The sequence below is a fragment of the Henriciella mobilis genome (assembly GCF_003576315.1).
GTDB lineage: Bacteria > Pseudomonadota > Alphaproteobacteria > Caulobacterales > Hyphomonadaceae > Henriciella > Henriciella mobilis.
The window spans coordinates 882,064-898,782 of record NZ_QWFZ01000003.1; the positions used below are offsets into that span (position 1 = coordinate 882,064).

The window sequence follows — 16,719 nt, forward strand, 5'->3', positions numbered from 1 at the left end:
CGCGTGAGGAACATCAATTCGTGTATATAGGCTACTGTCGGCCTGAAGATGTTTGATAAGGTCGTCTTCGGACTTGAAGTAGATTTCATTCTCTGGAAGCCACGACTTAGAACCGCTGTGGCGATCACAGGCCACGAACATTCCATTTGATTGTCGTTTCGGGCCGAAGCCATCTTTGTCGGTTAGGCGCATACATTACCTGAATTGGTAGAGTTCGCTGCTATTGAGCGACGGAGTTGATGAGTCCTGTTTGGGTGTCCGATCTGATTTTGCGGGTCAAGGGTGAAATCCTCCGGACGCGAAGCGCCCTTGACCCGCAAAATCAGATCGAAAGAAGCTGGCTGTGGCCCATTGGCAGAAACTGCCATTGGGCCTGAATGTCCGAAGCTATTCTTCGGAAAACAAATCCCGGCCGCCAGCTGAAAGAAGGCATTGCGCCACTTCGAAACTTAAGCACCACAGCAGTTCGTAAAGCATACCGCAAATGCCATCATAATCTGCAACGACATCTTCGAACGGTCGATTTCCTAGTGAGTCAGAAAACTCAACTCCATGGTGCTCTAAATCCTTAGCAAGCTTATGAACCTGTTCGGCTGACACTTGATGATCGAATATGTGCGCGATGTCGTTTCGAAAGTCGTTCAGCAGATCCAGCGCCTTCTTCAATTGTGCCGGCATAAGAGCGTTGTCTGCCGCAAATTCCGTTTTCTTGGGAAAACTCCAACGCCAAACGCTGTTTTCGTCATGCTCAGATGTCAATATTAGCTCCACCAGCAGAGCCTCAACCACAAGATGGCCGCGTAAAACTGGACTGATGAGTAATTCTTCGTCATCGAAAGCAGAGCTGACAATGTCATCTAACGCAACTAGTCTGCTCGCTTTACGTACCATTATGGTCATCCGCACTGATCAAAAAAGAGAAACCGATAAATACTTTGGCTGTCTCCAAGCTACCACTCCCTTTGAAGCAAGCGCTTGATGCCGTCGGTGTACGGAAGATGACCGACGTCGAAAAAATTCTCTTCGACGGTAAGTACGTTCGGCACTATTTCGATCCGAAGCCCGGCGAATTAATCTACCACTATACAAGTTTGGAAGCGGCGAAAGCTATTCTGGAAGGTCAGAGTATTTGGCTCTCAGAGTATCAAAAAACAAATGACGCATCAGAGTTCACCTTCGCCAAACAACGCTTTAGAGACGAAATTGCCAAGCTATCAACGGAATACAGCTCAAGCTCAATTGATGTATACAAAGAGCGTCTGAAAGGTTTTGAAGATGGGCAATGCATGCTCATTGGTTCGTTCACTCAAAATGGCGACGACCTCTCGCAATGGGAACGATACGCTGACCGCGCATCAGGATGCGTAATTGGTTTCAATGCCTATTGGTTCTGGAAGTATCCCGGAATTCGTTTGCACAAGGTAATCTATGAGGATGGCTATCTAAAAAATTTAGTAGAAGCCAATCTATACATGATGGATCAAGCGAAGAAATTGTTTCCACAAATTCCGCTGGAGCTTCTCGCCACCTACTTCGTGTTTGAGCAATTTTGTTTCAAAGATCACCGCTTTTCAAGCGAACAAGAAATTCGAATGACTCGCTCTGTCCAGATCAATTCGAATTCAGATTCGGGTTTAGACGATGGAATCATGCAACTCGCAAAAGGCAAGTTTCCTGGGCCGTTCGCTAAACCATTTGAAGTAAAAATTCGCAATGGCGCATACGGGCAAACCAGATATATTAGCCTGCCGACAATTTTTCGCGGCTCATCCGCCGTGAGATCAATCGGATTCGGTCCTCGCTGCTCCCCGACTGACGAGCAGACTTTTATAGAGACTTTCAAACCGATGAAGCGTTTAAAGTTCTGGCGATCAGATATTCCTCTTCGCTAATCACGCTCCACATAAATCTCAGCCCCCTGCGCCATGAATTCCGCGCTCTTGGCCTTCATGCCCTCCTCCGCCTCCCGCGCCTGGCGCTCGAGGTCGGCCTTTTCATTATCCGTCATGCCAGCCGCATAGTCGCGGACTTCGGCGGTGATCTTCATGGAGCAGAATTTCGGGCCGCACATGCTGCAAAAGTGCGCGACCTTGTGGGCTTCTTTCGGGAGGGTCTGGTCGTGATAGTCACGGGCGGTTTCGGGGTCTAGGGAGAGGTTGAACTGGTCCTCCCAGCGGAACTCGAACCGGGCGCGGGATAGCGCATCGTCGCGCACCTGCGCGGCGGGGTGGCCCTTGGCGAGGTCTGCGGCGTGGGCGGCGAGCTTGTAGGTGATGACACCGACCTTTACATCGTCGCGGTCCGGCAGGCCGAGATGCTCCTTGGGCGTCACGTAGCAGAGCATGGCCGTGCCGTACCAGCCGATCATCGCCGCGCCGATGCCGCTTGTGATGTGGTCATAGCCTGGCGCGATGTCGGTGGTCAGCGGCCCGAGCGTGTAGAAGGGCGCCTCGCCGCATTCGCGAAGCTGCTTGTCCATATTGATCTTGATCTTGTGCATCGGGACGTGGCCCGGCCCCTCGATCATCACTTGGCAGCCCTTGGCGTGGGCGATCTTGGTGAGCTCACCGAGGGTCTCCAGCTCTGCGAACTGGGCCGCGTCATTGGCGTCCGCGATGGAGCCGGGGCGGAGGCCATCGCCGAGGCTGAAGGAGACATCATAGGCGCGCATGATGTCGCAGATGTCCTCGAAATGGGTGTAGAGGAAGCTCTCTGTATGGTGGGCGAGCATCCATTTCGCCATGATCGAGCCGCCGCGCGAGACGATGCCGGTGACGCGCTTGGCGGTGAGGTGGATATAGGCAAGGCGCACGCCCGCATGGATGGTGAAATAGTCCACCCCCTGCTCGGCCTGCTCGATGAGCGTGTCGCGATAAATCTCCCAGGTGAGATCCTCGGCGACGCCGTTCACCTTTTCCAGCGCCTGGTAGATCGGCACGGTGCCGATCGGGACGGGGCTGTTGCGGATGATCCATTCGCGGGTGTTGTGGATGTTGCGGCCCGTCGACAGGTCCATGACATTGTCGGCGCCCCAGCGCGTCGCCCAGACCATCTTGTCGACTTCTTCTTCCACGGAGGAGGTCACGGCGGAGTTGCCGATATTGGCGTTGATCTTGACCAGGAAGTTGCGGCCGATGATCTGTGGCTCAAGCTCCGGATGGTTGATATTGGCCGGGATGATGGCGCGGCCTTTGGCGATCTCGTCGCGGACGAATTCCGGGGTGATGAAGGCCGGGATCTCGGCGCCGAAGCTCTCGCCCTGGGCGATCTGCGCTTCCGCGTTTTCCAGCATTTCCTGACGGCCGAGATTCTCGCGCTCGGCGACGTAGATCATTTCCTTGGTGATGATGCCGGCGGTGGCAAACTCATACTGGGTGACCGGCTTGCGGTTGGCCTCGCGGTCGGCGTCGGTGCGCTTCGGGTTGAGCGCGACACTGCCGGTCGGGTCGAAATTCGTTGCCTTGAGCGGGCGATGTTTCGTGGGGAATTCGCGGGCAAGATGCTTGCCGGAAACCCCGCCATTATCCTCCGGGCGCACGTCGCGGCCTTCATATTCCTCGACGCCGCCGCGCTCCAGCACCCAGTCGGTCCGGTGGCGCGCAAGGCCCTTCTCGACATCGATGGTGACCGACGGGTCGGAGTATGGGCCGGAGGTGTCGTAGACCGGCACCGGCTCTTCATTGGCCGACGGGTGCAGGTCGATCATCCGGCGCGGGACGCTGAGGCTCGGATCGGCCTTGGGATGGGTGTAGACCTTGCGGCTCGCGGGCAGCGGGCCGGTCGTGACTTTCGGGGTTGAGAAGTCGGACTGAGGGGTGGGCTTGTTCATGATGGGGGACTTTCAGTTAGTCAGAATCTTCCGGACAGGTCGTCCAGTGCGATTGGAGAAGCGTGGTCCAGGCTGGTGCGCCCTCCATGGTTTCCACAAGGCGTAGGTTGAAGTCGTCATATCCAGGGTGATTGGGTCGCTGGAAATACGCCTGGACAACGTGTCCGGAGCGGGCATCGAGCCAGAGGTCGCCCTCCTCGATACCGTCGCCGGTCACTTTGAACATGTTCCACTTCGCCAGCCCGTCGTCTCCGAGTTGGGAGTTAGATAATTCGGCATTGTAGTCGCCGAGGATCTGAAATGGCGGGGCATCGTCGGCAGGCCAGGCCAATGCAAGGCCGAAGGTGAAGTCCTCCGTTCCCTGCATGCCTGCCGGCCCGAACAGCGCAAACTCTGCAAGGTCGAAGTCATACATGCGCCAGGGCGCGGGCGGCGCGGTCTCCGCCAGTTGCGGTTCCGTCCCGTCAGGGCTGCCGAAGCGGATCTCAATCATCCGCGTGTCGGGATCGAACGTCAAAAATGTCTGGGCGACCTGTTCGCCATTCCGGTCAAGCCGGCCGCCTGTCATGGTCAGCGCTTCGCCCGTCTCGGGATCAAAGCTCGCTGTTACGAGTGCCGCATCCGTGCACGGCGCCTGCCGCTTCACAACGGCGAGCTCTGTGGGGCTGACAAGGTGGACGTAGATGTCCCTCGGATTGGTCAGGTCCTGATTGGAACGCACATAGTGCAGGGTTGTCCCCGGCTCCAGCGCCTGCGCTTCTGGCAGGATTTCCGGATCGCTATTCGTGCCTGCACAGGCGCAGAGCAACGACAACAGGGGCGGCATTAGCCATGCGAAGCGGTGTTTCTGGAGCGTCATTTCTCATCCTTCCGGCTCTTGTAGGTGAGCGCCATGGCGATGCAGTGGCGGAGGGGCTCGAGCGGGAGCGGCGCGCCGAGGGGCAGGCGGATTTCGCGGTTGCCGATGAGGTCGAGCGTTTCGGAATAGTGCTCTCGCCAGTCGTCGAGCAGGCTTGTCTGACAATTGACGAAGAGGCCGACGACATCCGGGCGCTTGTCTGACCAGGCAAGGCGGATCGTCGTGCCGGCCTTGTTCAGGTAGGACGGCTCGCCCCATTTCAGTGTCTCGGTGATGGGGCCGGTTTCGGGCAGGGTTTCGGCGGTCTCGAAGACGAGGTCGCGGAGCTTCAGGAGCTGGATGCGCGCGGGCTTCGGATAGCCGTCATAGACCGCTTTCACGGCGGCCGGGATATTCGGAAGGGTGACGCTGGCGCCCAAGTCTTGCTCCGTTCCTACGCCGGTTCATCCCGGATCAGGTTCAAAGGGTGCTCAGGCGGCCATCTTTGCGATGGGATCATTCCGGGCGGGAAACCGTTTCCCACTTTCCCTGAATGATCCTCGGCCCGATCTCAGCGCTTGCCATGCGCGCCCCTCGGATATGGTTGACCCTAACGGAAGTGGCAGGCGCTGCATAGGGGCAAGCGCTCAGCCGGCCTCGGCGAGGACGGCGTTGGCGCGCCGTCTTATGTCGGCAATGGTGGCGTCTGCCTGTTCTGCATCCGCCCTTGGGTCTTCTGGCAGGGTCTCATAGGCGTCGAGCTGGCTTAGCGCGGCCTTGGCCAGCTGCTCCGGAAGGTCATCCGGGGCGGGCGAGCCGTCAGGCAGGGGGCGGCCAGAATAGGCCTGCGCGAAGTCGGCGAGCTGCACATAGTATTCCGCGACGCCTTCTGCGATCGGGCGGCCCGCGGCCTCACAGCGGTCACGCAGCAGGTTCAGCCGGTAGACATTCGGAAGGCTGGGAATGACGGCGCCTTGCTGGTCGACCTGCTGCGCCAGCTGGGCAATGAATTCGTACTGTGTCTCCACTTCTGCGGCCAGGAGATCGGACGAGGCATACGGACAGGCCGTCTCGTCCGGGCCGTCAAACCCGGTATCGTAAATACCCTCAAGCATCCGCTCGAACATGGTTTTCACGACAAATCCCTGGAGGATCTGTTTGGCGAGGTCGATCTGCGACGCGCGGGCTTCGGCCTGCGCTTCGGCCCGCTTTTCCGGGGGCGTCCCCTTGGCGTAGGGCCAGCTCTCTGCAGCATCGTCTGCCATCCAGCGGCGTTCGACATCGCGAAGGGCGTCTGATGCGAAGACAGCCTGGCGCGCGACGCCGTCGCTGTCCGGTTCGAAATCGATGAGCAGCCAGGCCGCCATGGCAACGCGCAGCTGGACCTCGATATTGCCGGGACAGGCCGAATGGAGCGACTGGACGTCGGCGTTCAGTGCCTCGGGCGGGCCACTGTCTGCTGGCAAGGCGTCGATCCGGTCGAGCAGGGTTTTGACCTGCTGGAAGGCATCGTCTGGACAGGTCGTTTCAGCGGCCTGCGCCGCGGCGGCGAACGGCAGGCCTGCGAGTGCCAGGGCGATGGCGAGCGGTCTGATCATGGGCGTCCCCTCAATGCGTTTCAAAGAGGGTAGGGCGATGCCCGCATGGCCTCAAGCCGGGCGCTGCAAGGGGGCCGCCGGCTCAGGCATTGGCCTCGAACTGCGCCGTATCCACGGCAAACCAGACCGTATCGGCATGGGCGAGCAGCGTGCCGTCCGGGCGGTAGAGCGCGGTGCCGGCAAAGTGCTTGCGGCCCTTTCCGCCTGTGCGCCAGGCCTGGATGATCAGTGGCTCGCCAACAGGCGGGCGCTCGAGGATTTCGGCATTCATCTCACCCAACAGCGCGCGGTCGACATCCGGCAGGGAGAAGCCGCCCGGACAGTCGAGCGCGCTCCAGAGGATTTCCGGCCGCACCAGCCCGTCTTCGCCGCCAAAGGTCTCGTGCGGGATCCAGACCGTGGCGGCGGTTTCTCCGTCGTCGAGCTGCCCGCAGAAGATGCGCAGGCCCTCGCCCTCTGCCCGGTTGCGGCCGCAGACAAAGCAGACCGACTGCTCACCGGCGCCGAAAGGCCGGGGGTGTTCGCTGGCGTTTTTCGCTGCCTCGAAGGAGGGCGCCGGGCGCGGCGCAATGGACGGGGCTTCGGGCCGGGCCGTCATGATCACCGCGTCGCCATCATGCAGCGTGGTGACGCCGTCCTCGCGGCGCATCGCCAGCGGGCGATTGAGCGGAATCGGTGCATTGATCCGGATCGTATGCGGGCCGTCGAGGTAAGCGGCGAGCAGGCCGGCCGAATAGCCGCCATTGCCGCTGCCGGGCGGGCCATTGAAAGCGGGCGGGATGGTAATGGTCGTCATGCGAGGCCGTCTCCAATCCAGTCGTTTATGGCATCGGCGTGAATATGGGTCGTCGAGAAGACCGGCACATCGCAGTCGCCGTCTTCGAGGATCATGCACAGCTCCGTGCAGCCGAGGATCACGCCATCGACATCGTAGCGCGCGACGAGGGCCTGCATCTCCTTGCGCGAGCTGTCCTTCACCACGCCATTCACGAGTTCGTCGAAGATGATCCGGCCAATGATGTCGCGGTCGGTCTGGCTGGGCACGACCGGGTCGCCGTCATAGCGCTGGAGCAGGGCCGGGCGGAAAAAGTCGCCGCTCATCACCCAGGGCGTGCCAAGCAGCAGCGGGCGGGCGACGCCCTTCGCCTGCATCGCCTCGGTGAGGCTGTCGAGCATGTGGATCACCGGCAGGCCGGTCTCTTTCGCGACGGCCTCGGCCGCGACATGGGTGGTGCCGGAGGTGATGGCGATGGCTTTCGCGCCGGCGGCTTTCAGCGCGTTCGCTCCTTTGACGACCTCCGACCTGAAGGCGTCCCAGGCTTCGTCATGATAGTGGCCGATCATCACGCCATAATCGAGCATGAAGAAGATGCAGCGCGCTGAGTGCTGGCCGCCGAAGCGGGCGCGCGCATGCGCGTTCAAGAGATCGAAATAGATCTTCGTAGCTTCGGGGCTCACCCCGCCGATCAGGCCGACAAGAGACATCAGGCCCCTTTAGGCCGTCAGGGGCGGCTTGGAAAGCGGGGGTGGTCCAACGGCCGCAGCCCCCGGCTCAGCTCACCGGGATCAGCCATTTATGCTTCATGCTCTCAAGGCTTTCGGCAATGTCATTGTCCTGGACGCGGACTGTGTCGGCGTGACCGAAACCCTTCTCATAGTCGAGGACGGAAATTACCGTCGGCATCACGCGGAAGAAAGCCGCGCCGCTCAGTTCCGGCAGCTCCATGGCCGGAATCTGCGGAAAGCGCCGGACCATCAGGCGTGCAATCTCATAAGTCTCTTCATCGCTGGTCACCTCGCGCGCCTGTCCGGCCAGCGACAGGCCGCGAATGTGGGACCAGTCCTTGTAGGGCGGTGTCATGCTGATCGAGACCCGCGGGTCGCGCCGCATGTTCCTCGCCTTCTGGCTGTCGGTACCGACGCCGAAGAAGATTTCGAGGCCATCATGGACGAAGGACACCGTGGTGTTCTGGGGAAAGCCGTCCTCGCGCAAGGTCGCAATGGCGAGGTCCTGGCAGGCCTCCATGATATCGACGGCCTTGGTTCGCAGTGTGTCCTTCATGTGCGGGCTCCCATGCTGACAATAGCGCCCATTTTTCAGGGATCGCGCCGCCGGTCCTTGATCCCCGTCAAACGCCGCCGGTCTGTCAGGCTTAACGGAAACCCGCCTTCCATTAACCTTCTGTCGACCTCGATGCGCGAGCTTGCCCGCACTTGCGAAGCAGATCTGGAGACAACCCATGGCCATAGCGACCGCAGAAAACGCCAGCTCGAAGAGCCAGGCGAAGACGAAATGGCGCCGATTCAAGGTCGATCTCTGGCTGACCGACATGAACCTCACCGAGCTGGGCATCATGAAGCATACCCAGCATGAGGCCGCGTCCGACCAGTTCAGCCATGACATGGAAATCATCGGCCAGGTTCGCGATGGCGGCGAGCGGACGGGCGTGCTCGCCTATCGCAAGGAAGCCTGGAAGCAAGAGGGCGGCCTGAAGCGCCGGCTGGTCATCAAGCAGTTCACTGATTCGATGAACTGGAAGGCATCGATGGAGCTGATGATGGGCCGCTCGATGCAGCTCTCCATGGGCGCGCGCGGGCTGCCGGTCTGTGCCTACACGATCAACCTTGCGCGGCACGACCAGCTCGTCCAGCTTGAGCGGTCAGCCCTGAAGTGGCCTTTCCTGCCGGAGTATTTTTCCTTCTTCCTGGAGACGCGCGACGGCCCGAAATTCTACAGCCTGCGGCGCAAGGTCTTCGCGATCGGGGCCGATTATGTGCTGTATGACTGGCAGGGCCGGAAGATCGGCGTGCTGGATCACCGGGTCATCAATCTCGGCGGCTCATGGAAGGTTAAGATCCGGGATTCGGAAACCTACGGCCCGCTCGAAACCGTGATCCAGCTGTTCTGCACCATGCTGCGCTACAATCACGATGTGCGCAAACACGTGAAGCGTCAGGTGGGCGATATCCGCAATGGCAAGACGGCGCGCGCACTCGACCATCACGAGGCCAATCTCTACCACAATCCGCGCAAGTATCGCTGATCAGGCGGGGCCTTGATCCTCCGACAACATCGTCGAAATCTGCATCGTATGCGTGTTGAGGACGCCTTCGGTGCGCTGCACGACATCGCGGACATAGGTCATGAAGTCATCCGACTTGCGGTACATGACGAGGACCAGCATGTCGAAGGATCCGGACCCGTGCACGATCCATATATCCCGGAGCAGGATCGGCAGGTCCTGCGTCTCCGATCTTTCCAGCGACCAGAGCAGTGACTGCTTGCGGATATTGTCGGCAATCACTTCCTGCGACGGCTTGGGGCCAACCTTTCCGCCCTCGACCCAGCGATTGTACTGAACGTTCAGTTCCGCCAGGCTGATCGATACCGCGATCATGCCGGATTCGGGCAGGTTGATATTCTTGTGATCGCCGTTCGGGACGATCACTTCCTTGAACGCGCCCGCCGAGATCATCCGTCCGACCGCCTTGGCGGCGTTGCGCTTGCGGGACTCCGGCAGGCTGGCCTGTGCATCGCCGCGCGGATGATCGATGTAGCGCGCCAGCCGCAGTCTTGAGGAATGCGCAATGGCGAGTTCGGCGGAATCGACGAATTCGGACCGTTCAGGCCGCCTCGGCATGATAGCGGCCAGTGCCGTCAGCAGGCGGTTGAACGCCTCACCCTTGCGCGTCGGCGCCTTGTCGTCCGTCATGCGTGATGTCCCCATCCCTTTGCTACATTTGTACCATCGGGCTTATTACGTTTGACGGCGACACTCAATCGCTATGTGTGCTGTATCCGGGCCAATCTGCCTTTAAACGCGGCATTTGCGTCTTCATGTCCCTCGTTAGACCAGAATTGGTGCGCGAGAAGACGTTTCAGACGCTGGCTGCCGTGACAATTATCCGTGGCGTGACGCGTGGGCTGTCCCGCCGGGCCAAGTGTCTGCTCAGCCGCCCTGCAGGTTGTGGGCTGTGAAGTCGAGGAAGGCGTCCCAGGACTGCTGGTCGGCATGCTCGCGGTAGCGGTCGGAGCCGAACACCGTCCAGGCATGCGGTGCGCCGGAATAGATCTGCACCTCATACGTCACACCAGCCGCTTCCATTGCGTCGGCCGCCTGCGCGGCGAGCGCGTTCGGGATGCCCGCATCGGCCCCGCCATGCATGACCAGTATGGGTGCATCCGTCTTCGAATAGTCGGCGCCTTCGGGCGCATCGAGGCTGCCATGGAAGGTCGCATAGCCGGCAATGCCTTCGCCTTCGCCGGAGCGGGCAAGTTCCAGCGTCGCCCCGCCGCCGAAGCAATAGCCCATGACAATGGCCTCGTTCTCGCCAGACACTTCGCGGGCCTTGGCGATGCCGCCCAGGATGCGGGCGCGCATCATGTCGCGATCACCATAAAGCTGGCCGACCAGTTCCTTGCGCGCTTCGGTCGTGTCCGGGCGGTTGCCGGCGCCGTAGAGATCGACGGCGAAGGCATCGTAGCCTTCATCGGCGAGCATTTCGGCGCGGGTCTTTTCGTAATCATCGAGGCCGCCCCAGTCATGGATGATGATGACAAGCCCCTTCGCCTCGCGGGTCGCCTCGGCGAGATAGCCTTCATAGGTCATGCCATCGACATCATAGGTGACGGCCTCGCCGGCCTGCGCTGAGAGGGCGAGCGCGGCGGCGGCGGTAAGCGTGGTGAAAAGCGTACGGCGCATGGTGGTTTCCTTCCCTGATGGTGCTGTTCCGGGCGTCCTGAAGGTTAACCTAGCGCGCTGGCACGGCGTTCCAAATCACGATCATGAAACATCGACCGCCCGCCATTCCCCCGGCTTCAGTCCGTCCAGCGTCCAGTCGCCGATCGAACAGCGGATGAGGCGCAGCGTCGGATGCCCGATGGCTGCGGTCATGCGGCGGACCTGGCGGTTCTTGCCCTCGCTGATACTGATCTCCAGCCAGCAATCGGGCACCGACTTGCGATAGCGGATCGGCGGGTCGCGCTCCCATAGGCCGGGCGGCTCATCGATAAGCGCCACGCGGGCGGGACGGGTGTGTCCGTCCTTGAGGTCGAGACCGGTGCGGAAGGCCTGTAGCGCGGCTTCGTCGGGAAGGCCCTCGACCTGCGCCCAGTAGGTCTTTTCCATCTTGTGCTTCGGCTCGGCGATCCGGGCCTGCAGCTTGCCGTCGTCGGTCAGCAGGAGGAGGCCCTCACTGTCCCGGTCGAGACGCCCGGCCGGATAGACGCCGGGCACGTCGATATAGGCTGACAGGGTCGGGCGGGTGGAGCCCGCCGTGCCCTTGTCGGTAAACTGCGAAAGCACGCCATAGGGCTTGTTGAAGGCGATCAGCATGGGCCGGGTGTGCCTCGGGGCCGCCGAAGCATCAAGCGTCTTTGCCGTACGCCCTCACCGGCGCACACAAGAAAGCCCGCCTTTCTGGCGGGCTTCCGGTTGCTTTGCAGCAATCAGCTCATCCTACGACATGTCAAAGGTCGCGAGGTATTCGCTGAGTTCGATATCGCCATCGGAGTCGGCATCATAGTCAGAGAACTGCTTGGTGCTGTCCTTGGAGCCGTTCTGCCAGTCGCTCCACTCGGCTTTCGAAATCACACCGTCATTCTCGTCATCAATGGCGAGGAAGACCTGGCTGGCCTTCAGGGCCGTGACCTCGGAATTCATCTGCGCCTTCGTCCAGTCCTTCTGGGAGACGTCCATATGGTCGCCCTTCATGTCCATCTCGGCATGGTCATCCTTCTTGTCCATGTGATGGTCGGCAAGGGCCGGCGCGGCGGCGAATGCGGTCGTTGCGGCAAGTGCGGTCATGATACGTTTCATGGCTTTCCTTTCCTGTTGTCTGCTTACCCAAACAACGGGAAGGACGCCGGGCCGTTCCGAGAAATCTCAGGTCCGTCTGGACCTGAAGGTGCTATTCGCCCGCCGGGTCACCGCTGAGGAAATCCACCTTCATGTCGGCGCGGATCGAGCCCATTGCGATATGAAGCCCCTCCCATTCGCTGCCCCCTGACGGCAGTTTGGAGAACTCGTCGGTATAGTCGAAGGCGGCCTGGGCATAGGCGCGTGCGCGGACCTCATCACCGGCCTCGCGGGCCGAACGCGCGGCCCGCTCATTCACACGGCCGAGCGCGGCGACAATGTTGGTCGTCTTGTGCGGGCAGGCGCCCTTGAGCGCCTCCAGCCGCGTCGTCACGAAATCGGCGGCTTCGTAGGGCGAGGTCCAGGCAAAGCCGTCAATCTCAAACTGGACGCTCGAATTATAGGCCGTCACATAGGGGCAGGCCTCAAGCGTTTCCGTTTCGAAGATCGGGTGTACATGTCCGGCTGCCGCCAGCTTGGCGAGGTCCGGGAAGACTTCCCTCTTCAGGGCCCCGAAAGCCTGTCCGTAGGGATAGACCGTTTGCGCCGTCCCGTCCGGCAGGGTGACCGTTTCCGCCGACGAGCTCCCAATATGGGCTTCGGCGGCGATCGCCGTATCATAGGCTTTTGACAGCAACATGAGCTGGTTTTCGGCTTCGGGAACGGACTTGCTGACCATGCCGTAGAAGAGGCTCGCATAGGACTGGACCGCGCTGTTTTCGGGGCAGGCTGCAGAAGCGTTCTCCGCAATGTTGAACAATTGCTGGACGTCCGTCAGCTGCCCGGCGAGGACGGCCATCTGGACATTGAACATCTGCTGCACGGCATCATCCGGGCAGGCCGGCGGCGTGGCCGCGTCTGCTGTTGTCTCGTCCGCGTGAGCGACGGGCTGCACCAGCCCGCCAAGCGCCGCCAGCGCAGCAATGATTCCGATCCGCATAGAATGCGTCCTCCACCTGAATCCGGCGAGTTTAGTCAGCCGCCAGGCCGACGCGCAAGCCGGTCAGGCCTCGAACTGGCGGTTGATTGCCCGCGCCCGCGCTTTCACCGACGCGGCAGGATCGGTCAGCGCAGCCTCAAGCGCCGCGCGCGCTTCTGGCATGGCATTCTCCCTCTGGCGCGCCACCTGGCAGGTCGCATCGAGCGCCCAGGCGCGCAGGAATGGCCGTTGATGGCTGCGCAGGGGCCGCAGCCAGGCGATGAGCGTGGTCGCATAGTTGGGCGGGATGTCGAGAAACCGGATGGACTGGCAGACATGCAGCTGCGCGCCCCAGGCCGTGACCGCGACAAGGGTCTCGATCAACTTGCCGGTCTGCGCCGGTGAGAGTGTCTTTCCCTGCTCAAGGTGATGCTTGATGAGCCAGGTTGCGGCCGCCGAGACATTGTCCGTTGCGTCCGCGGCCAGCACGATCAGTGTGTCGGCATAGTCGTCTCGATGGCCAAACTGCGTACTGACGCGCTCCAGCGCGCTCGCGGCGAGCGGCTGGCCGGTGTCGATCGCCTCCCTGATCGGCCCTCTTAACATCGTGCCTCGTTTCCCGGATTCTGATGTCCGTCCTTGGTGGAAAGTAGATAGGCCGCGCCGCGCGAAGTCCACCCTGGCGCTTGTGATTTGAATTGACGGCGCGCTGCGAAGCCGGTGAAGCTCTACGGCAATAAAGGGAGGACTGATCCATGACCGCGATTGAAGCCGCCGTACTCTACACGGCGCTCTGCCTGCTCCTGATGCTGGCGCTGAAAATGAATGTCGGGCGCGTGCGCGCGAAAGAGAAAGTGATGTTCGGCGATGGCGGCAAGGAGCCTGTCCAGCGCGCCCAGCGTGTGCAGGGTAATGCCGTCGAAGACGTGCCGGTGACGCTCGTTGGGCTTGTCGGGCTTGCCCTGCTCAGCGCACCGGTCTGGCTGGTGCATGCGCTCGGCGCAACGCTATTCCTCGCGCGGGTGCTGCATGCCGTCGGCCTTGGCGGCTCGTCCGGCGGATCGCCCGGGCGTATGTGGGGCACGCTCCTGTCGCTCGTCGTGATGCTCGCGACCGTTATCGCCTGCCTGTGGTATGTGGTGGTCTAGCTCAGAAGACCGCCTGCACATCCTTGGTCCAGCCGACATGAACATCGGCGCCTGTCTCGATGACGGGGCGCTTGATCAGTGTCGGATTGGCGATCAGCAGCTTTTCGGCCTTGCCCTGTTCGACGGCGGCCTTCTCGGCCTCCGACAGGCCCCGCCAGGTCGTCGAGCGTTTGTTGACCAGCGCGTCCGGGCCGACGGCCTTCAGCCATTGCGGGACCTTCGAGGCGAGGTCGGTATCGGCGCGGATATCGACCATCGCCACATCATGGCCGGCCTTGTCGAGTTCGCTCATCGCCTTCTTGCAGGTGTCGCAGTTCTTCAGGCCGTAAAGCGTCAGGTTTGCCATTGCGCGCTCCTCATCTCGTGTTCCGGATATCTGACGGGGCATATCGGGTCATTTGCCGGTCTTGCCAAGCGTCAGCGCGGAACGCGTCGGCGCCTTGCGGGTTAACCATGGCAAGGAAGCCGGCCGCTCAAGGCAGCCGGCCAGACCAAGGGAACATCACGCCATGGGCAAATTTCTGTACGGACTTATCGTCCTTTTCGCTTCCGTCTTTCTCGTCTTGCTGATCTTCTTCCGGATCACCGAAGGCTCCTTTGCCGAAGCCGGGGCCCGCATGGACCGGATCATGGGTGTAGCGGCCGAGGAGACCAGCCAGGCTGCCGAGGAGATGGCTCGTGAGACCGACGAGGCCATCCGCGACCTGAACGATGGCGACTAGTCTCTCAGGCTGAACAGGTCCTCGACCCGGCAGCCGAGGGCGCGCGCCAGTTTGAGGGCGAGCACGGTTGTCGGGACAAAGACGCCATTTTCGATCGTGTTGATCGTCTTGCGGCTGACTGAAACCTTTGCGGCAAGATCTGCCTGGGTGAGGCCGGCGGCCTGACGGTAATCCTTCAGCGACGTGGCAAGGTCTGGATGGTCAGGCACCCTTTCCCTCCAGCCAGGCAAAAGTGAACATCGGCGTCACGATGCCTGCGGTCAGCAGGACGGTCACTGTGTCCTTCGCGTTGAGTTCTGTCATCCGCGAGAGGAGAAAGAACGTCACCGTCAGCAGGATCAGTACGCTGTATGCAATCGAGAAGGACGTCTTGCGGTTCTGCTCGACAAGTTCGTCCTCAAGCGCGGCTTTCGACGCAGGATCGAGCTTGGAGCGGGCAAAGGAGAACGTAAAAAACAAGAGCCCGGCGACCCAGACCAGACCGGCCGCCGCGCCAAGCAGCGCCATCCAGCCATGACCGTCTGCGGCATAGGCTTCCGCAACCTCAAGATCGGCCAGCGTCCAGATGGCAAAAGACAGCCCCAGCAGGATGAGCAGCCAGCGCCGGCGGACCGAGAGTTTTTCCGTGTTTGTCATGAGCATGCCTCTGTGTAACCTTCGCGTTACACAATGGGCGCTTCTGAAAGTAACGTCAAGGTTACATTCTGCAATTAGTTTTCATCGACATAGACCTCGCCATTGAGGTCATCGAGCTTGGTCTGGAGATGCGCGCGGACATCCTCGACCGCCTGGTTGTAGACGGTGGGGCCAAGCGTCTTGAGCATCCGGTCGAGGATTTCACCTGCCCGGAAATCGCTGAGGGTTTCGTCGAATTCTGTCGAGAACAGCGTCTGCAGATGGCCGATCAGCGCGTCGCGGCGTTCGTCACTGAGCTGGATCTGCTTCATTCCACCACCCCGACAATCGGACCCATATCGAGCCCGGGCTCGTTTCGTCCGATCATCGGAGCATAGAGGCGCGAGACCTGCCCGTCGAGGAAGAGGGCGTTCGGCGCATCCAGCCTGTCGCGGAACAGGCTCGCAAATTCGTGGAAGGTGACCGCGCCGTCCGAAATCGCGAAATACACCGTCTCGCCATCCTCGCTCACGCCGACGCCATTGCGCCGCTTGCGGGATGTGCCGTCGGCATTGATCGAGGGGTGGATATCGCCGTCGATGACCAGCATCGGGCCGGACTGGGTCGCATAGTCGGGGTCGATTCCTGCCGCGAGATAGGCCTCCGATACGCTGACGCCCGCCTTGCCCTCATCGATCCAGAACACGCCGTTCGGCTTCATGTGGAAATTGCCGGGCCCGTCATTCGTATTGACCGTGGCGGTGTCGCCGGAGCCGGTACGCAGGTATCCGACCGGGCGGCGGTCATCATGATACATGCCGCCATTCATCGCGAAGACGAGCGTGCCGCCATCGGCTTCGACGGCCTCGGCCAGGGCGTCGAACTGCAGGTAGGGCACGCCGTCATCGCCGGTATAGAAAAGGCGGATATCCTCGCGCGCCGCGTCAAAACTGCACACGACATAGGGGTTCGATCTGTAGGTCAGCTCGCGGCAATGGTCGCCGGCCTCATTGCGGACCGGCAGGTCACAAGCCGACAGGCCCGCCGCCAGCAAACCGGCGCCAACCGCTCCCAGCCAGCCTGTCATCGGTTTGCGCAAATCTGCCGCCTTTCCTGAGGGATCAACGCCCTCGAAACGATTCCGATCCCTCTGAAATGGAAGGGTTCGCCTGATCGATCAACTGCCCGGAAA

At 61.2% G+C, this 16,719-nt stretch carries 22 protein-coding genes, 1 pseudogene and 1 riboswitch; of the genes and pseudogenes, 4 read left to right on the plus strand and 19 right to left on the minus strand.

The window, feature by feature from the left end; translation table 11 throughout:
* Positions 1-387: 387 nt before the first annotated feature.
* On the minus strand, positions 388-891 hold the full coding sequence (locus D1227_RS04545; RefSeq protein ID WP_119403937.1) for a hypothetical protein: 504 nt from the start codon (positions 889-891) through the stop codon (positions 388-390).
* A 107-nt stretch (positions 892-998) separates the two neighbouring features.
* On the opposite strand from D1227_RS04545, the gene D1227_RS04550 reads away from it, so the two are divergent.
* A complete protein-coding gene (locus D1227_RS04550; RefSeq protein WP_119455219.1) occupies positions 999-1,892 on the plus strand; it encodes a hypothetical protein in 894 nt (297 codons plus the stop codon).
* Positions 1,893-2,020: 128 nt separating this feature from the next.
* Here the strand turns inward: D1227_RS04550 and thiC are convergent.
* The 7 genes and pseudogenes from thiC to D1227_RS04585 form a co-directional block, all read right to left on the minus strand.
* Positions 2,021-3,829 (minus strand): annotated as a pseudogene (thiC, locus tag D1227_RS04555) (phosphomethylpyrimidine synthase ThiC); the annotation flags it as partial.
* 16 nt (positions 3,830-3,845) lie between these two features.
* Entirely contained in the window at positions 3,846-4,688 is an 843-nt protein-coding gene (locus D1227_RS04560) for a hypothetical protein (RefSeq protein ID WP_119403940.1), read from the minus strand.
* Entirely contained in the window at positions 4,685-5,107 is a 423-nt protein-coding gene (locus tag D1227_RS04565) for a DUF1801 domain-containing protein (protein WP_233349586.1), read from the minus strand. The genes D1227_RS04560 and D1227_RS04565 overlap by 4 nt, the downstream gene beginning before the upstream one ends.
* Positions 5,102-5,272, minus strand: a riboswitch (TPP riboswitch). (Overlaps the previous gene by 6 nt.)
* Positions 5,273-5,314: 42 nt before the next feature.
* Positions 5,315-6,265, minus strand: a complete 951-nt coding sequence (locus tag D1227_RS04570) for a hypothetical protein (protein ID WP_119403941.1) — start codon at positions 6,263-6,265, stop codon at positions 5,315-5,317.
* 82 nt (positions 6,266-6,347) lie between these two features.
* Positions 6,348-7,061: a hotdog family protein gene (locus D1227_RS04575; protein ID WP_119403942.1), complete on the minus strand. Its 714-nt coding sequence runs from the start codon at positions 7,059-7,061 to the stop codon at positions 6,348-6,350.
* The gene (locus D1227_RS04580) at positions 7,058-7,750 is read right to left on the minus strand and encodes an aspartate/glutamate racemase family protein (RefSeq protein WP_119403943.1); all 693 of its coding nucleotides are present in this window, start codon (positions 7,748-7,750) and stop codon (positions 7,058-7,060) included. The genes D1227_RS04575 and D1227_RS04580 overlap by 4 nt, the downstream gene beginning before the upstream one ends.
* 67 nt (positions 7,751-7,817) lie before the next feature.
* On the minus strand, positions 7,818-8,327 hold the full coding sequence (locus D1227_RS04585) for a pyridoxamine 5'-phosphate oxidase family protein (RefSeq protein ID WP_119376274.1): 510 nt from the start codon (positions 8,325-8,327) through the stop codon (positions 7,818-7,820).
* Positions 8,328-8,505: 178 nt separating this feature from the next.
* Between D1227_RS04585 and D1227_RS04590 the strand changes: the two genes are divergently transcribed.
* Positions 8,506-9,309 carry a hypothetical protein gene (locus tag D1227_RS04590; protein WP_119403944.1) on the plus strand — a complete coding sequence of 268 codons (804 nt, stop codon included), beginning with the start codon at positions 8,506-8,508 and terminating at the stop codon, positions 9,307-9,309.
* On the opposite strand, the gene D1227_RS04595 is transcribed toward D1227_RS04590, so the two are convergent.
* The 6 genes from D1227_RS04595 to D1227_RS04620 all read right to left on the minus strand — a co-directional run bounded on the left by D1227_RS04595 (position 9,310) and on the right by D1227_RS04620 (position 13,648).
* Complete coding sequence (locus D1227_RS04595) at positions 9,310-9,978, minus strand: hypothetical protein (RefSeq protein ID WP_119376272.1); 669 nt, start codon at positions 9,976-9,978, stop codon at positions 9,310-9,312.
* A gap of 237 nt (positions 9,979-10,215) precedes the next feature.
* Entirely contained in the window at positions 10,216-10,968 is a 753-nt protein-coding gene (locus D1227_RS04600; RefSeq protein WP_119403945.1) for a dienelactone hydrolase family protein, read from the minus strand.
* A gap of 81 nt (positions 10,969-11,049) precedes the next feature.
* Positions 11,050-11,601, minus strand: a complete 552-nt coding sequence (locus tag D1227_RS04605) for an rRNA large subunit pseudouridine synthase E (RefSeq protein ID WP_119403946.1) — start codon at positions 11,599-11,601, stop codon at positions 11,050-11,052.
* 123 nt (positions 11,602-11,724) lie between these two features.
* A complete protein-coding gene (locus D1227_RS04610; protein WP_119403947.1) occupies positions 11,725-12,084 on the minus strand; it encodes a hypothetical protein in 360 nt (119 codons plus the stop codon).
* 91 nt (positions 12,085-12,175) lie between these two features.
* The gene (locus tag D1227_RS04615; RefSeq protein WP_119403948.1) at positions 12,176-13,063 is read right to left on the minus strand and encodes a hypothetical protein; all 888 of its coding nucleotides are present in this window, start codon (positions 13,061-13,063) and stop codon (positions 12,176-12,178) included.
* Between the two features lie 63 nt (positions 13,064-13,126).
* Complete coding sequence (locus D1227_RS04620; protein ID WP_119376267.1) at positions 13,127-13,648, minus strand: hypothetical protein; 522 nt, start codon at positions 13,646-13,648, stop codon at positions 13,127-13,129.
* Positions 13,649-13,797: 149 nt separating this feature from the next.
* Here D1227_RS04620 and D1227_RS04625 point away from each other — a divergent pair, with 149 nt between their 5' ends.
* Complete coding sequence (locus D1227_RS04625) at positions 13,798-14,190, plus strand: MAPEG family protein (RefSeq protein WP_119376266.1); 393 nt, start codon at positions 13,798-13,800, stop codon at positions 14,188-14,190.
* Between the two features lies 1 nt (position 14,191).
* Here D1227_RS04625 and D1227_RS04630 read toward each other — a convergent pair whose 3' ends face one another.
* Positions 14,192-14,536 carry an ArsC/Spx/MgsR family protein gene (locus tag D1227_RS04630; protein WP_119376265.1) on the minus strand — a complete coding sequence of 115 codons (345 nt, stop codon included), beginning with the start codon at positions 14,534-14,536 and terminating at the stop codon, positions 14,192-14,194.
* A gap of 163 nt (positions 14,537-14,699) precedes the next feature.
* Here D1227_RS04630 and D1227_RS04635 point away from each other — a divergent pair, with 163 nt between their 5' ends.
* Positions 14,700-14,912: a hypothetical protein gene (locus tag D1227_RS04635; RefSeq protein ID WP_119376264.1), complete on the plus strand. Its 213-nt coding sequence runs from the start codon at positions 14,700-14,702 to the stop codon at positions 14,910-14,912.
* Here the strand turns inward: D1227_RS04635 and D1227_RS04640 are convergent.
* The 4 genes from D1227_RS04640 to D1227_RS04655 form a co-directional block, all read right to left on the minus strand.
* Positions 14,909-15,121, minus strand: coding sequence for a helix-turn-helix transcriptional regulator (locus D1227_RS04640; RefSeq protein WP_119376263.1), 213 nt, complete (start codon positions 15,119-15,121; stop codon positions 14,909-14,911). The two genes, D1227_RS04635 and D1227_RS04640, sit on opposite strands and share 4 nt — an antisense overlap.
* Positions 15,114-15,548 (minus strand): hypothetical protein, encoded by a 435-nt coding sequence (locus tag D1227_RS04645; RefSeq protein ID WP_147373259.1) that lies wholly within the window; start codon positions 15,546-15,548, stop codon positions 15,114-15,116. Before D1227_RS04645 ends, D1227_RS04640 begins: the two co-directional genes overlap by 8 nt.
* Positions 15,549-15,622: 74 nt before the next feature.
* Positions 15,623-15,859: a DUF2164 domain-containing protein gene (locus D1227_RS04650; protein ID WP_119403950.1), complete on the minus strand. Its 237-nt coding sequence runs from the start codon at positions 15,857-15,859 to the stop codon at positions 15,623-15,625.
* A complete protein-coding gene (locus tag D1227_RS04655) occupies positions 15,856-16,614 on the minus strand; it encodes a phosphodiester glycosidase family protein (RefSeq protein ID WP_119403951.1) in 759 nt (252 codons plus the stop codon). The genes D1227_RS04650 and D1227_RS04655 overlap by 4 nt, the downstream gene beginning before the upstream one ends.
* Between the last annotated feature and the right edge of the window lie 105 nt (positions 16,615-16,719).